At 70.9% G+C, this 15,459-nt stretch carries 9 protein-coding genes; all 9 read right to left on the bottom strand.

The window, feature by feature from the left end; genetic code table 11:
• Positions 1–186 precede the first annotated feature (186 nt).
• The gene (gene serA, locus ABIA33_RS21735; RefSeq protein WP_370084031.1) at positions 187–1,791 is read right to left on the bottom strand and encodes a phosphoglycerate dehydrogenase; all 1,605 of its coding nucleotides are present in this window, start codon (positions 1,789–1,791) and stop codon (positions 187–189) included.
• Between the two features lie 260 nt (positions 1,792–2,051).
• Complete coding sequence (gene ilvC / locus ABIA33_RS21730) at positions 2,052–3,050, bottom strand: ketol-acid reductoisomerase (RefSeq protein ID WP_370084030.1); 999 nt, start codon at positions 3,048–3,050, stop codon at positions 2,052–2,054.
• A gap of 97 nt (positions 3,051–3,147) precedes the next feature.
• Positions 3,148–3,672 carry an acetolactate synthase small subunit gene (ilvN, locus tag ABIA33_RS21725; RefSeq protein ID WP_370084029.1) on the bottom strand — a complete coding sequence of 175 codons (525 nt, stop codon included), beginning with the start codon at positions 3,670–3,672 and terminating at the stop codon, positions 3,148–3,150.
• 86 nt (positions 3,673–3,758) lie between these two features.
• Positions 3,759–5,588: an acetolactate synthase large subunit gene (locus ABIA33_RS21720; protein WP_370084028.1), complete on the bottom strand. Its 1,830-nt coding sequence runs from the start codon at positions 5,586–5,588 to the stop codon at positions 3,759–3,761.
• Between the two features lie 223 nt (positions 5,589–5,811).
• Positions 5,812–8,736 carry a putative bifunctional diguanylate cyclase/phosphodiesterase gene (locus ABIA33_RS21715; protein ID WP_370084115.1) on the bottom strand — a complete coding sequence of 975 codons (2,925 nt, stop codon included), beginning with the start codon at positions 8,734–8,736 and terminating at the stop codon, positions 5,812–5,814.
• A 574-nt stretch (positions 8,737–9,310) separates the two neighbouring features.
• Positions 9,311–10,234: a 2-hydroxyacid dehydrogenase gene (locus tag ABIA33_RS21710; protein WP_370084027.1), complete on the bottom strand. Its 924-nt coding sequence runs from the start codon at positions 10,232–10,234 to the stop codon at positions 9,311–9,313.
• Positions 10,235–10,261: 27 nt separating this feature from the next.
• The gene (locus ABIA33_RS21705; RefSeq protein ID WP_370084026.1) at positions 10,262–13,435 is read right to left on the bottom strand and encodes an AAA family ATPase; all 3,174 of its coding nucleotides are present in this window, start codon (positions 13,433–13,435) and stop codon (positions 10,262–10,264) included.
• A 27-nt stretch (positions 13,436–13,462) separates the two neighbouring features.
• Positions 13,463–13,687, bottom strand: coding sequence for a hypothetical protein (locus tag ABIA33_RS21700; protein ID WP_370084025.1), 225 nt, complete (start codon positions 13,685–13,687; stop codon positions 13,463–13,465).
• Positions 13,688–13,919: 232 nt separating this feature from the next.
• Positions 13,920–15,419 carry an Asp-tRNA(Asn)/Glu-tRNA(Gln) amidotransferase subunit GatB gene (gene gatB / locus ABIA33_RS21695; protein ID WP_370084024.1) on the bottom strand — a complete coding sequence of 500 codons (1,500 nt, stop codon included), beginning with the start codon at positions 15,417–15,419 and terminating at the stop codon, positions 13,920–13,922.
• Positions 15,420–15,459 lie beyond the last annotated feature (40 nt).

Raw genomic sequence — 15,459 nt, 5'->3', positions numbered from 1 at the left:
TGTGGATACAGCGGATCGTCTGACAACTTCACGGTACGACAGTGGATCGGAACTGTCTGCAGAACTACTTGGATTTCCTACTATCTGAGACGGGCCTCACCCGGACGCAGGAAACGCACAGCGCCCCGCAGGCCGTCCTGGACGGGCTGCGGGGCGCTGGGTTGAGCGGGTGTCAGGCTCCGGGTGTCAGGACGTGAGGTTCACCGAGCGGGCGAACTTCGCACCGATCTCGACCGCGATCTCGGCCAGCACCGGCTGCGGGATCTCGCTGTCGACGGTGAGCGACACCAGAGCGTCGCCGGCCTCGTCGTCACGGGAGACCTGCATACCGGCGATGTTGATCCCGGCCTCGCCGAGCAACCGGCCGAGGGTGCCGACGACGCCCGGACGGTCGTCGTAGCGGAAGAAGGCCATGTGGTTGGTGAGCACCAGGTCCACGTCGAAGGTGTCGACGCCGACGATCTTCTGGATGCGCTTGGGACCCGTGAGGGTGCCGGACACCGCGACCTCGCGGCCGTCCGTGAGCGTGCCGCGCACGGTGATGACGTTGCGGTACTCCGGGCTCTCGCTGGTGGTCGTCAGACGTACCTCGAGGCCCCGCTCCTGGGCGAACAGCGGCGCATTGACGTAGGAGACCGTCTCGGCGACGACGTCCTCGAAGACGCCCTTGAGGGCCGACAGTTCCAGCACCTTGACGTCGTGCTGGGTGATCTCGCCCCGTACCTCGACGTCCAGGCGGGCCGCGACCTCGCCCGCGAGCGCGGTGAAGATCCGGCCGAGCTTCTCGGCGAGCGGCAGACCGGGGCGCACGTCCTCGGCGATGACGCCGCCCTGGACGTTGACCGCGTCGGGGACCAGCTCGCCGGCCAGCGCGAGGCGGACCGAGCGGGCGACCGCGATGCCGGCCTTCTCCTGCGCCTCGTCGGTGGACGCGCCCAGGTGCGGGGTGGCCACGACGTTGTCGAAGCCGAACAGCGGGGAGTCGGTGCACGGCTCCTTCGCGTAGACGTCGAGGCCCGCACCCGCGACCCGGCCCTCCTTGAGGGCGGCGGCGAGCGCCTCCTCGTCCACGATCCCGCCGCGCGCGGCGTTGACGATGCGCACGGTCGGCTTGACCTTGTGCAGCGCCTCGTGACCGATCAGGCCCACGGTCTCCGGGGTCTTGGGGAGGTGGACCGTGATGAAGTCGGCGACCTCCAGCAGCTCGTCCAGCGGCATCAGCTTGACGCCCATCTGGGCGGCGCGGGCAGCCTGGATGTACGGGTCGTACGCGACGATCTTCATCCCGAAGGCGGACATGCGCTGCGCGACCAGCACGCCGATGCGGCCGAGGCCGACGACGCCGAGGGTCTTCTCGGCGAGCTCGACGCCGGTGTACTTGCTACGGGCCCACTTGCCGTCCTTCAGGGCGGCGTTGGCGGCCGGGATGTGGCGCGCAGTGGAGATCAGCAGGCCGCAGGCGAGCTCGGCGGCGGTGACGATGTTGGACGTCGGTGCGTTGACGACCATGACACCGGCCTTGGTGGCGGCCGGTACGTCCACGTTGTCGAGACCGACGCCGGCGCGGGCGACGACCTTGAGCCTGCGGGCGGCAGCGATGGCCTCCGCGTCGACCTTGGTGGCGGAGCGGATCAGGATCGCGTCCACGTCGGCGATGGCGGGCAGCAGCTCGGCCCGGTTGGCGCCGTCGCAATGGCGGATCTCGAAGTCGGGGCCCAGCGCGTCCACGGTCGCGGGGGAGAGCTCTTCCGCGATGAGAACGACAGGCTTTTGAGGGGTAGCAGCGCTCACGACAGTTGTCCTTACTGTCCGGATCTCCCCTGCCGCATGGATGTGGGTGGCACCCTGAACAGACGGCATGGTGGGAACGGTGGCATGCCGCGTTGGAGACGCACGACGCTGTGGGCCTGACGCGCAATCGGGAGTCTAGCGAGGGATGAGGTCGAGCCTCGCGCCCCTGCGGCGGAATCACCCGCACGGGACCTTACGAACCGTACAAAGATGCGGAGGCGTCCTGGCGCGGACGCCTCCGCAGCGGAGACTCCGGAGGCTTACGCCTCCTCGTCCACCCAGCTCATCAGCTTGCGGAGCTTCTTGCCGGTGGTCTCCAGCAGGTGCTCGCTGTCGGCCTTCTTGTACTCGTTGTACTTCGGCAGACCGGCCTTGTACTCGGCGATCCAGGTGTTGGCGAAGCTGCCGTCCTGGATCTCGGCCAGGACCTGCTTCATCGCGGCCTTGGTGTCGGCGGTGATGATGCGGGGGCCGGTGATGTAGTCGCCCCACTCGGCGGTCTCGGAGACCGACCAGCGCATCTTCTCCAGGCCGCCCTCGTACATCAGGTCGACGATGAGCTTCAGCTCGTGCAGGCACTCGAAGTAGGCGATCTCCGGCTGGTAGCCGGCCTCGACCAGGGTCTCGAAGCCCGCCTTGACCAGCGCGGACGCGCCACCGCAGAGGACGGCCTGCTCACCGAACAGGTCGGTCTCGGTCTCCTCGGTGAAGGTGGTCTTGATGACACCCGCGCGGGTGCCGCCGATGCCCTTGGCGTACGAGAGCGCGAGCTCCAGGCCCTTGCCGGTGGCGTCCTGCTCGACGGCCACGATGCAGGGGACGCCGCGACCCTCCTCGTACTGGCGGCGGACCAGGTGGCCCGGGCCCTTCGGGGCGACCATGCAGACGTCGACGTCCGCCGGGGGCTTGATGAAGCCGAAGCGGATGTTCAGGCCGTGGCCGAAGAAGAGCGCGTCGCCAGCCTTGAGGTTGGGCTCGACGACCTCCTTGTAGACGTCGCCCTGGATGGGGTCCGGCACCAGGATCATGATGACGTCGGCCTCGGCGGCGGCCTGGGCCGGGGTGACCACGCGCAGGCCCTGCTCCTCGGCCTTGGCACGGGACTTGGACTCCGGCAGCAGGCCGACGCGGACGTCGACACCGGAGTCGCGCAGGGAGAGCGCGTGGGCGTGACCCTGGCTGCCGTAGCCGAGGATCGCGACCTTGCGGCCCTGGATGATGGACAGATCGGCGTCGTCGTCGTAGAACAGCTCGGCCATCGCTGGCTTCTCCTCGCGGGGGGATTACTCGGTTATGGGACACCGTACGCCGGTGGGGGCGACGGGGAGTTCGTTCTCGTATGGTGAGACGCGAGTCTCAGGCGCTGCGGTCCAGCGCGCGCAGTGAGCGGTCGGTGATGGACCGGGCGCCGCGGCCGACGGCCACCATGCCCGACTGCACCAGCTCCTTGATGCCGTACGGCTCCAGCATCTTCAGCATCGCCTCCAGCTTGTCCGACCCGCCGGTGGCCTCGATGGTCACGGCGTCCGGGGAGACGTCCACGGTCTTGGCGCGGAACAGCTGGACGATCTCGGTGATCTGGGAGCGGGTCTCGCTGTCCGCGCGCACCTTGACCAGGACCAGCTCGCGACGCACCGCCGCGGCCGGGTCCAGCTCGACGATCTTTATGACGTTGACCAGCTTGTTGAGCTGCTTGGTGACCTGCTCCAGCGGCAGGTCCTCCACGTTGACGACGATGGTCATCCGGGAGATGTCGGGGTGCTCGGTCGGTCCGACCGCGAGCGAGTCGATGTTGAAACCCCGGCGGGAGAACAGGGCGGCGATGCGGGCGAGCACGCCGGGCTTGTTCTCGACCAGGACGGAGAGGGTGTGCTTGGACATGATTCTGATCCCTTGATTCCGATCCTAGAGGGGCGCGGCGCGAAGCGCCTCGTCAGAAGGGTGGTGGTGGGCGACGGGTGGGGCTGTCAGTCGTTTTCGTCGCCGAAGTCCGGGCGGACGTCGCGGGCCGCCAGGATCTCGTCGTTGCTGGTGCCGGCGGCGACCATCGGCCAGACCATGGCGTCCTGGTGCACGATGAAGTCGATCACGACCGGGGCGTCGTTGATCGCCATCGCCTGCTGGATCACCGAGTCCAGGTCCTCTGGGCGCTCGCAGCGCAGGCCGTAGCAGCCCATCGCCTCCGACAGCTTGACGAAGTCCGGGATACGGGTGCCCTGCGCGGGCTCCGCGATGCCGTCGTGCTCGGGGCCGCTGTGCAGCACGGTGTTGCTGTAGCGCTGGTCGTAGAACAGGGTCTGCCACTGGCGGACCATGCCAAGCGAGCCGTTGTTGATGACCGCGACCTTGATCGGGATGTTGTTCAGCGCGCAGGTGACCAGTTCCTGGTTGGTCATCTGGAAGCAGCCGTCGCCGTCGATCGCCCAGACCTGGGCGTCCGGCATGCCGGCCTTGGCGCCCATCGCGGCCGGGACCGCGTAGCCCATGGTGCCCGCGCCGCCGGAGTTCAGCCAGGTGGCCGGCTTCTCGAAGGTCAGGAACTGGGAGGCCCACATCTGGTGCTGGCCCACGCCCGCCGCGTAGATCGCGTCCGTACCCACCAGCTGGCCGATCCGCTCGATCACCTGCTGGGGGCTCAGTGTCCCCTCGGGGGCCGCCTCGTAGCCCAGCGGGTAGGTCTTGCGCCAGCTGTTGAGCTGCTGCCACCAGTCGCCGTACTCGGCGGTCGCGCCGGCGGCGAACTCGGCCTGGACCGCCTGGATCAGGTCGGCCAGGATCTCACGGGCGTCGCCGACGATCGGAACGTCCGCGGTGCGGTTCTTGCCGATCTCGGCCGGGTCGATGTCCGCGTGGACGATCTTCGCGTGCGGGGCGAAGGTGTCCAGGCGTCCGGTCACCCGGTCGTCGAAGCGGGTACCGATGGCGAACAGCAGGTCCGCCTTCTGCAGCGCCGTCACCGCCGCGACCGAGCCGTGCATCCCGGGCATGCCCAGGTGCTGCTCGTGGGTGTCCGGGAAGGCGCCGAGGGCCATCAGCGTGGCGACCACGGGGGCACCGGTCAGCTCGGCCAGGATGCGCAACTCGGCGGTCGCGCCCGCCTTGATCACGCCGCCGCCGACGTACAGCACCGGTCGCTTCGCGGAGGTCAGCAGCCGCGCGGCCTCACGGATCTGCTTGGCGTGCGGCTTGGTGACCGGGCGGTAGCCGGGCAGCTGCATCTCCACCGGCCAGCGGAACACCGTCCGCGCCTGCAGCGCGTCCTTGGCGATGTCGACCAGGACAGGTCCCGGACGGCCGGTCGCGGCGATGTGGAAGGCCTCGGCGATCACCCGGGGGATCTCCGCCGCGTCGGTCACCAGGTAGTTGTGCTTGGTGATCGGCATGGTGATGCCGCAGATGTCCGCCTCCTGGAAGGCGTCCGTGCCGATGGCCTTGCTGGCGACCTGGCCGGTGATGGCGACGATCGGCACCGAGTCCATATAGGCGTCGGCGATCGGGGTGACCAGGTTGGTCGCCCCCGGGCCCGAGGTGGCCATGCACACGCCAACCTTGCCGGTGGCCTGGGCGTAGCCGGTGGCGGCGTGGCCGGCGCCCTGCTCGTGGCGGACCAGGATGTGACGGACCTTGGTGGAGTCCATCAGCGGGTCGTAGGCCGGGAGGATCGCACCGCCCGGGATTCCGAAGACAGTCTCCGCGCCGACCGCTTCGAGCGAGCGGATGAGCGACTGGGCCCCGGTCATGGGCTCGGCGACGGGGGTCTCACCGCGTTGAGGGGCGGCGGGTGCCTGCTCAGTCATCTGCTGATTCCTTCTCGGAGGGGTCCTGCATGTCAAACGTCGCAGCACGGCGTTTTCGCGTGCAAGTCGGCAACAAAAAACCCCTCGTGCCTAGGGCATGCGAGGGGTGGCGCGTCGGCGGAAGTGATTCCGGGAACATGTCTCCGGATCAGCCGACGCGCCCGTCAAGTACGAGGATTCGGGTGCGCATGGGCACGACCTTCCTCCGGCACCCCAGGGGGTGTCAAGCTGGCGGAATGGACGTCTCATCATGCGGACCACCCCCGAGATGGCCTCCCTGATGACCGCCCTGGTGACCTCCCTGAGGCTGTCCCAGGGGCGGAGTGAAAGGGCGTCCTAGCTGGTCAGGGCCGGTGCGGGGGTGCGCGGGCCGATGGTGCCCCGGCAGGCTCCGCAGGTCCCCGCGGAACTCACCCGAAGGGTGTACCAGCCTCGGCAGTTCAGGTGCGGCCGGACGGGGCAGCGGGAAGCCGGGGCCGCGCAGGACCGCGTCCAGACGGTCCTCGTCGACCGGCCCTGAGAAGAACAGGCCCTGGCCGCGGTCGCAGCCGAGCTCGCGCAGCAGCGCCGCCTGGGACGCGTGGTCCACACCCTCGGCGATGGTGGTCAGGTCCAGTTCGCGTCCCAGCCGGAGCACCGAGGTCGCCAGGGTGCGCAGGAAGGCCGACTCCACCAGCCCGTCGACCAGTCCGCGCTCCATCTTGATCATGTCCACCGGCAGCCGACGGAGCCCGCTGAGCGGTGCGGAGGGCCCACCGAGCCCGTCCAGGGTCAACCCGATCCCGAGTCGGCGGAGCGCGGTCAGCCGGTGCACGAGTTCGTCCAGCTGGAGGGTGTGACCGTCGGCGGCATCGCCTTCGGTGATCTCCAGGATCAACGACGCTGCGGGCAGCCCGGAGCGGCTGAGCAGGGCCTCGATGGACTCGCACAGTCCGGGGACGGCGAGGCGGCGGGCGGAGAGCCGAACCGCGACCGGGATCCCGGCCGCAGGGGCACCGACCCGGTCCCGGCGCTCCACGGCCTGCAGCACCGCCTGTTCCACCATCCAGCGGGCAAAGCGGGACGCCCGGTCGCCGCCCTCGTTGGCGCGCAGGAACTCGGCGGGAGTGAGCAACAGCCCCTTGGCGGAGCGCCAGCGGGCGTGGGCGGTGAGGGCGGCGACGGCGCCGGTCTCCAGGTCCACGACCGGCTGGTGCAGCAGGGCGAACTGGCCTTCGCGGACCGCCATCCGCAGTCGCTGCTCCAGTTCGGTGCGCCGGTGCAGGTCGGTGCGCAGTTGCGGGTCGTAGGCGGCCACCCGCCCCTTGCCGTTCTTCTTGGCCTGGTACATCGCCAGGTCCGCGTTGCGCAGCAGCCTGGCCGGGGTGATCCCGGGTTCGGCGAAGGCGATGCCGATGCTGGCGGCGACGCCCAGTTCCTCGCCGCCGATCCAGTACGGCGCGGAGAGTGCGGAGCGCAGGCGTTCGGCGACCTCATGGGCCTGGTCCTGGTCCAGGCCGGTGAGCAGCACGGCGAACTCGTCCCCGCCGAGGCGGGCGACGGTGTCGCCGGTGCGGACCGTCTCCTGGAGCCTGCGGGCGGCCTGGATCAGCAACTCGTCGCCGACCTGGTGCCCGGCGGTGTCGTTGACGGCCTTGAAGCCGTCGAGGTCCAGGAAGAGCACGGCGACACCGGCGCCTGCTCCGGCCCCGGTCCTGGTCCTGGTCCCCGGCCTGGTCGCGGACTCCGCCGACGGCGGGTCGCTGAGCGCGGTGCGCCCCCGGTCCAGGAAGAGGGCCCGGTTGGGCAGGTCGGTGAGCGCGTCGTGGAACGCGTTGTGCTCCAACTGGGCCTGCAGCCGCACCCGTTCCGAGACGTCCCGGCAGTTGAAGATCAGGCCGTCGCGGTAGCGGTTGACCGTCGACTCGACGTCCAGCCACTCCCCCGCCCCGGAGCGGATGCGGCACTCGATCCGGGCGGTGGGCTCCTTCTCCGGACTCTGCGCGAGGTAGCGCTGCACCTCCCAGAGCACGTGGCCGAGGTCGTCGGGATGGACCATCTCCGGCAGTCGGGTGCCGACGAGCTCGTCGGCCGGCCTGCCGTAGACACCGGTGGCGGCGGGACTGACGTAGCGCAGGATGCCGTCCGGGTCGGCGATCATGATCACGTCGCTGGAGCCCTGGACCAGGGAGCGGAAGTGGTTCTCCTGATGGGACAGCTTCTGGGCCAGCGACAGGTTGTCCAGCAGCATGATCCCCTGACGGAGGATCAGAGCGAACACCACGGTGCAGGCGATGATGAGCACGAAGCGGTCGAGCTGGCGCTGCCCGAAGGCGTTGTAGAGCAGCCCTACGGTGCAGACCGCGGCAGCGGCGTACGGGGTCAGCGCGCTGAACGTCGAGGCGACCCGGGGGCGGCTGGCGCGGGCGGCGCCACTCCCGGGGCGGGCCCAGGGCGCCCAGGCCAGCAGCATGCTGCCGGTGAACCAGCCGGCATCGAGGAGCTGCCCCGACTGGTACGCGTCCTTGAGCGCCTGGCTGGTGAAGAGGGCGTCGCAGAGCACGGTCAGCGCGAGCGCCACTATGGCGGTGTGCACGGCCGCGCGGTTGCTGTCCCGACTTCGGAAGCGCAGGCCGAGGACCATGCTGACCAGGAGGATGTCCAGCACCGGATAGGCCAGCGCCATGGAGAGGCGCAGCGGACTGCCCGCGTCACCGTGCGCGGTGCGGCCCAGGGCGAGACTCCAGCTGAGCGTCAGCAGGGAGCCGGCGATGAGCCAGCCGTCCAGGGCCAGGCAGAACCAGCCGGCGGCATTGCGCGGACGGTTGGCCAGCAGCAGCAGGCCGAGGATCGCCGGCGGCGCGAACAGCAGGAAGGCGTAGTCCGCGATGGAGGGGACCGGCACGGGTGCCCGCAGCACCACCTCGTACCAACCCCAGGCGCCGTTGCCGAGCGCCACCATCAGCGAGGAGACGCCGAAGCAGAGCCAGGCCGGGCGGTGCCGGCCGGCCGCGGTGCAGGCGTGGACCAGGCAGGAGAGGGACGCGGTGAGGGCGGCCGCGGCCAGTCCGAAGTCGCCCATGAAGTCGGCGAGGTTCTGGGAACCCCACCCCGAGGCAGCCCCGACCAGGTAGCCGAGGCAGACCAGGAAGATCAGCAGCCTCGGCAGCCGGGCAGCCGGATGGGGAGGCGCGGTCTCAACCTCGTCCGTCTCGTCCGCTTCGTCGATCTGGTCGGCGTACAGGGCGGACCGCGGATCGCCGCGACCCTGCAACAGGCTCACCCGGAGGCCCTCGAAGCTGGATCTGGGCGCGCCGGAACCGCGCACCCGCGAACCCTGCCCACCGGCCTTCTGCACACCGGCCTTCTGCACGCTGGATTTCTGCAAGGAGTGCTCCTCGGCCCAGGGCGGGCCGGGCAGCACGGTCTCGGTACTCAACACCGGCAACTCCCCCTCCGGCCCCGGGTGCGGGCGGAGCAGCGATGCGGATCGCTCCGTACCGGCTCTCCCGGTCGGGACCTTACACCACTCTCGTCACTCTGCGACATCCACACTCAACTCAGAGTAATGGAGCGGAGTGTGGCCGCTGTACGGCTTTTGGTCGAAAACGTTGGGCCTGGCGTGCGGAACCGGCCGAATGGCCGGGCGCGAGGGCTCAGGACGGGGGCGTGGGGTGGGAGCTCTGCGCGGGGGTGGTGAAGGCTCGGGCCGCGGTGAGCGCGGCCGGCCGGGGGCCTGGAGGTCAGCCCGGTGCGACGACGTTGACCAGGGGTTCGCCCGCGTGGTCACGCAGCACCTGGGCCCGCAGCAGGCGCAGCGCCCGAGGGAGGAACGCCGAGCTGGGTCCACCGACATGAGGGGTGATCAGGACGTTCGGTGCGTGCCAGAGCGGGTGGTTCGGGGGCAGTGGCTCCGGGTCGGTGACGTCGAGGGCGGCGCGCAGTCGACCGGATTCCAGCTCGGCGAGGAGGGCCTCGGTCTCGACGACGGGGCCACGCGCGACGTTGACGAGCAGAGCGTCGTCCTTCAACAGGGCCAGGAAGGTCGCGTCCGCGAGATGACGGGTCCGCGGGTCCAGGGGGACGAGGAGCACGACGACGTCCGCCGCGGGAAGGAGCGCGGGGAGGTCGGCGATGGCGTGCACCGGGCCGCGTGGCGCCTCGCGGGCGGTCCTGGCCACCCGGACGACGTCGCACTCGAACGGGCGCAGGCGCTCCTCCAGGGCGGCGCCGATGGAGCCGTAGCCGACGATCAGCACGGTGCGGTCGGCCAGGGCGGACTGGAAGGTCTGGTCCCAGTGGCCGGCGGCCTGGTTGCGGACGAAGGCGGGGATGCCGCGCAGCGAGGCGAGGATCAGCGCGGCCGCGAGTTCGGCGGTGCTGGCGTCGTGCAGGCCGCGCGCGTTGCAGGCGGCGACGCCGGCGGGGAGGTACGGGAGCACGTCGTCCATGCCTGCGGTGAGCGTCTGCAGGGTTCGCAGCGCGGGGAGGCGCTGGAGCAGCGGCACCGCGGCGGCGTGCCGCATGTAGGGGAGGCAGAAGAAGGTGACCTGGTCGAGCATGCCCTGCGCCGGCGGCGGCGCCTCGCCGTCCCAGACGATGACGTCCAGGTCGGAGGGGAGACCTCCGATCCGGTCGGGCGGGTAGGGCAGGAGATAGCGAGGCATGTGCGCGAGGCTATCCGGTACCCGGGCTCAGGCACGCGTACGGACGGCGGGCGTGGCGGCGGGCGTGGCGGCGCCCGTGGCGGGGACGGCAACCGAGTCGGCGCCAACGGCGAGGTCACCGACCAGCCGCAGCCGGTGGGCCATCGCGGCGGCCTCGCCGCGACCGGCGACCTCCAGCTTGGCCAGGATGTTGGAGACGTGCACGCTGGCGGTCTTGGGCGAGATGTACAACTCCTGCGCTATCTGACGGTTCGTCCGCCCCAGCGCCACCAGTTGGAGCACCCCCTGCTCGCGCGGGGTGAGGCCGAAGGCGGCGGCAGTCGGGTCGGCGGTGGCGACCGGCGCCGCCGCCCCCGTCCGGGCCCCGGCCTGGACCCCCGGCTGAGCTCCCGCCCGGCCCTCCGCGTGGACGGCGGACGCGGCGTTGAGCCGGGCCCGGTCGGCGAGGCGAGCGGCCTCGCGAAGGAGCCGTACGTCCCCGTGCCGCTCCGCCGCCGCCTCGGCCCGGCGCAGCAGCGCCGAGGCGGCGGTACGGTCGCCGCGAACGGCCTCGCCCTCGGCCGCGCGGAACAGCGCCAGGTCCAGCGGGTACGGCAGGGCGACCGGTTCCAGCGCCTCGACGGCGCGCAGGTACGCCTTCGGGTCCAGCGCGCCCTCGGCCCGCGCGAGTTCCGCGTCGAGCAGCAGCGCCCAGCCCCTGGCCAGTGGCCACGAGTCTTCCAGGTCCGCGGTGGCGGCGCGGACCCGCTCCAGCACCTGGGCGCGGCCGGGGTCGGCGCCGGGGAGGCCGCGCGAGTCCGCCTCGGCGGCGACGCCGTGCACGAGTAGCGGCCACACATAGCGGGACTTGCCCTTGGGGAAGCCCACGTCGAGGACCCGCAGCAGCTCGGCCCGGGCGTCCGCGAACCGTCCCTCGGCGGCGGGGAGGCGGATCGCCAGTTCCGAGAGCGGCAGCCAGTTCTGTGCGTTGCCCAGGTTCAACGTCTCGACGGCGAGCGCGAGATGAGCGGCGGCATCGGGCAGCTCGTCGCGGAGCAGGGCGAGGGCGGCGCGGAGCCGGGACAGGAAACTGCGATCGGCCTCCGAACCGAGGTCCGGGGCCGCGGCGTCGAGGAGCTCGGCGCCCTCGTCCAGACGGCCGAGGGAGAACAGCGACTCGATCAGGTTGCCGCGCAGGACCGGGCCCGCAGCCCCCAACAGCCCGTTGCGGCGCGCCATCTCGCAACCCGAGCGCGCAGCCTCGGCGGCTTCCGCGGAGCGGCCGAGCCCCTCGTACACGTCGGAGAGGTTGACGTAGGCGCGGGACATCAGATCCGGCTCCTGGAGCTCGCGCGCCCGGCTCAGGACCTCCTTCAGCTCGGTCAGCCCCTCCGCCTCGCGGCCCAGGATCACCAGCAGGGTGCCCAGGGTGCAGCGGGCGTGCAGCTCGACCGTCTCCGCGCCGACCTGGCGGGCGATCCGCACCGCGCGCTCGGCGAGCGCGATGTCGTCGGGCTCCGGCCAGTCGACCATGTCGCAGGCGGCGAGACGGCTGAACACCTCGGCCTGGACGGCGCTCGGGGGACGGTTCTCGACCAGCTGCCGGGCGTGCGCCAACTCGTCGCGACCGGCGTCGCGCACCATCCCGGTGTTGCTCTTCACCCGGGAACGCATCGCCCAGAACCAGGCAGCACGGGCCGGGTCCACCGACTCGTCGATCATGCGCAGGGCCTGCTTGCAGAGGCTCAGGCAGCGCTCGCGCTCGCCGCACAGGCGGGCCGCGACCGCGGCCTCGGCGATGACGTCGAGGTAGCGCAGTCGGCCGCAGCACTCCTGGCCCGGGTCGTCGTCGCAGCTGCAGGCCGGGTAGGACTCGGCGTAGTCGGCGGGTCGCAGCTCGGCGAGGGTCTCCTCGGGGACCCGCTCCCACAGCTCAAGTGCGCGTTCCAGCATCTGCAACTGCTCGGCGAAGGCGTTACGGCGGCGCGCCTCGCGACCGGCGTCGAGCACGGCGGGCAGGGCACGGGCGGGATCACCGGCGCTGTACCAGTAGTTGGCGAGGCGGGTGGTGCGCTCCTCCGCGGGTACCAGCTGCGGCTGGTCGCCGAGGACGGTGGCGTAGCGGCGCTTGATCCGGCTGCCCTCGCCTGGCAGCAGATCGTCGGCGACGGCCTCGCGGACCAGCGCGTGGCGGAAGCGGTAGCCGTCGCCGGCCTGGGTCGGGCGCAGGATGTTGGCGTCCACGGCGAGCCGCAGCGCGGCGATCAGCTCGTCCTCGGGGAGCTCAAGTACGGCCCGCAGCAGGCCGTACTCCACGGCGGAACCGCCCTGGGCGATGGTGCGCAGGATCGGCTGCACCGGCTCCGGCAGCGCTTCGACGCGAACCAGCAGCAGGTCGCGGAGCGAGTCCGTGAGGCCGGTGGAGCAGCCCTCCTGGTAGCTCGCGGCGAGCTCCTCCACGAAGAACGGGATGCCCTCGGAGCGGAGGAAAATCTTGGTGATCAGCTGTGGTGCGGGGGCGCTGTCGAGGATGCCGGTGAGCTGGTCGGCGACCTCTCCGCGGCCGAGCCGCGGAAGCTCCAGGCGCTGGACGGTGCGCAACCGCTCCAGCTCGGCCAGGAAGGGGCGCAGCGGGTGGCGGCGGTGCAGGTCGTCGCTGCGGTAGGTGCCGACGATCACGACGCGCGAGTTGCGCAGCGAGCGGAGCAGGTAGACGAGCAGTTCGCGGGTGGAGCGGTCGGACCAGTGCAGGTCCTCCAGAGCGAGGACGACGACGCGATCGGCGGAGAGGCGCTCGAACAGCTGGGCGGTGTGCTCGAACAGCCGGGCCCGGCCGAACTCGTCGTGCGCCTCCGGCACCGCCTGCCCGAGCTCGGGCAGGAGTTGGGCGAGCCGGCCCTCGCTCCCGGCCGCGGCCAGCTCGACCTCGTCGCCCAGCTCTCTGTGCAGCGCGCGCAGGACGGAGACGAGCGGCGCGTACGGCAGCCCATCCGCGCCGATCTCCACGCAACCGCCGACGGCGACCACGGCACCGCGTGCCGTGGCCGCACAGACGAACTCCTCGAGCAGCCGGGTCTTACCGACCCCGGCGTCCCCCGCGATGAGCAGCGCCTGCGGCTGCCCCTCCCCCGCCCGCTTCAGCGCCGCCGTGAGCTCCGCCAGTTCGGCGGAGCGGCCGACGAACACGGGACTTACCGATATCCGCTCCACATCAGTGAGCATCGCACATGCCTCCGACAGGGAGCCGGGTCAGCAGGCACTCGGGCTGGACGCCCTGCGTGCGCGGCGTACCCCCCGGAAGTGCGAACGGGTCGCACCTCCCTCCCTCCTGTCGCCGCTCACCGACTCGGCCCTGGCGGACTTGGCGGCCTTGGCCGCGTCGTGGGCCTCCTTGACCATGCGGTGCTGCTCGGCGGCGCGGCGCAGCTCGGTCTCGCGGTACTGGAACGACTGGAACAGGAAGTTGCTGGACATCTGGTGCTCCCCTGGTGACGGTGTTGTTTCCGTTTCCTTCTGAGAGAAAGACTCCTCTCCCAGGGGGGTGCCGGGCATCGGGACGCTGCCCGATCTTCCAGCTCGGAGGGGCCTTAGACAGCGGCGCGGCGGGGGCCTCGGTGCCTTAGAGAGCTGCCGCCGGACATGCTGATGCCCTACCTGGGCAGAGCCAGGTAGGGCATCAGCAGTTGAATATCCGTCAGCTGATCGGTCAGCTGAGCCGTTCCAGGATGAGCTCCTTGACGCGGGCGGCGTCGGCCTGGCCACGGGTGGCCTTCATGACCGCGCCGACCAGCGCGCCGGCTGCGGCGAGCTTGCCGTCGCGGATCTTGTCGGCGACGGCCGGGTTGGCCGCGATGGCCTCGTCCACGGCCGCGCCCAGCGCCGAGTCGTCGGAGACCACCGCCAGGCCGCGCTTGGCAATGACCTCGTCCGGGGCGCCCTCGCCGTCGAGGACTGCCTCGATGACCTGGCGGGCCAGCTTGTCGTTCAGCGAACCGTCCGCGACCAGCGCGCACACCCGGGCGACCTGCGCCGGGGTGATCGGCTGGGCGGCGAGGTCCGTGCCGTTCTCGTTGGCACGGCGGGCCAGCTCCCCCATCCACCACTTGCGGGCCTGGTCGGCAGGGGCGCCGGCGGCGATGGTCTCCAGGATCGGCTCGATCGCGCCGGCGTTCAGCACCGACTGCATGTCGAGGTCGCTCAGGCCCCACTCGCGCTGCAACCGCTCCCGCCGCACCCGCGGCATCTCCGGCAGTGCGGCGCGCAGTTCCTCGACCCACTCGCGGGCCGGGGCGACCGGCACCAGGTCGGGCTCGGGGAAGTAGCGGTAGTCCTCGGCGTTGTCCTTGATCCGCCCGGCGGTGGTGCTGCCGTCCTCCTCGTGGAAGTGGCGGGTCTCCTGGACGATGCTGCCGCCGCTGTTGAGCACCGCGGCGTGCCGCTGGATCTCGAAGCGCGCGGCCCGCTCGACCGAGCGCAGCGAGTTGACGTTCTTGGTCTCCGAGCGGGTGCCGAACTCCTCGCGCCCGTGCGGACGCAGCGACAGGTTGACGTCGCAGCGCATCTGGCCCTTGTCCATCCGGGCCTCGGACACACCCAGCGCCTTGATGACCTCGCGCAGCTCGGCCACGTACGCCTTGGCGACCTCGGGTGCGCGTTTGCCCGCGCCCTCGATCGGCTTGGTGACGATCTCGATCAGCGGGATGCCGGCCCGGTTGTAGTCCAGCAGCGAGTGCGACGCGCCGTGGATACGGCCGGTCGCGCCGCCGATGTGAGAGGACTTGCCGGTGTCCTCCTCCATGTGGGCGCGCTCGATCTGCACCCGGAAGACCTCGCCGTCCTCCAGCGTGACGTCCAGGTAGCCGTTGAAGGCGATCGGCTCGTCGTACTGGGAGGTCTGGAAGTTCTTCGGCATGTCCGGGTAGAAGTAGTTCTTCCGGGCGAAGCGGCACCACTCGGCGATCTCGCAGTTCAGCGCGAGACCGATCTTGACCGCGGACTCCACCCCGGTCGCGTTGACCACCGGAAGCGACCCCGGAAGGCCCAGGCACGTCGGGCAGACCTGCGAGTTGGGCTCCGCGCCCAGCTCGGTCGAACACCCGCAGAACATCTTGGTGGCGGTGCCCAGCTCGACATGGACCTCCAGGCCCATCACCGGGTCGTACGAAGCCAGAGCTTCCTCGTACGGCACCAGGTTCATGACGCTCACTGCGTCCCCTCTTCACTCACGTTCACGGAAAGGACCCCAG

It is taken from the genome of Streptacidiphilus sp. MAP12-16, from assembly GCF_041262165.1.
In the GTDB taxonomy this organism is placed as follows: Bacteria; Actinomycetota; Actinomycetes; order Streptomycetales; family Streptomycetaceae; genus Streptacidiphilus.
The sequence above is the reverse complement of the archived record's forward strand: the minus strand, read 5'-3'. Positions and strand labels throughout refer to the sequence as shown.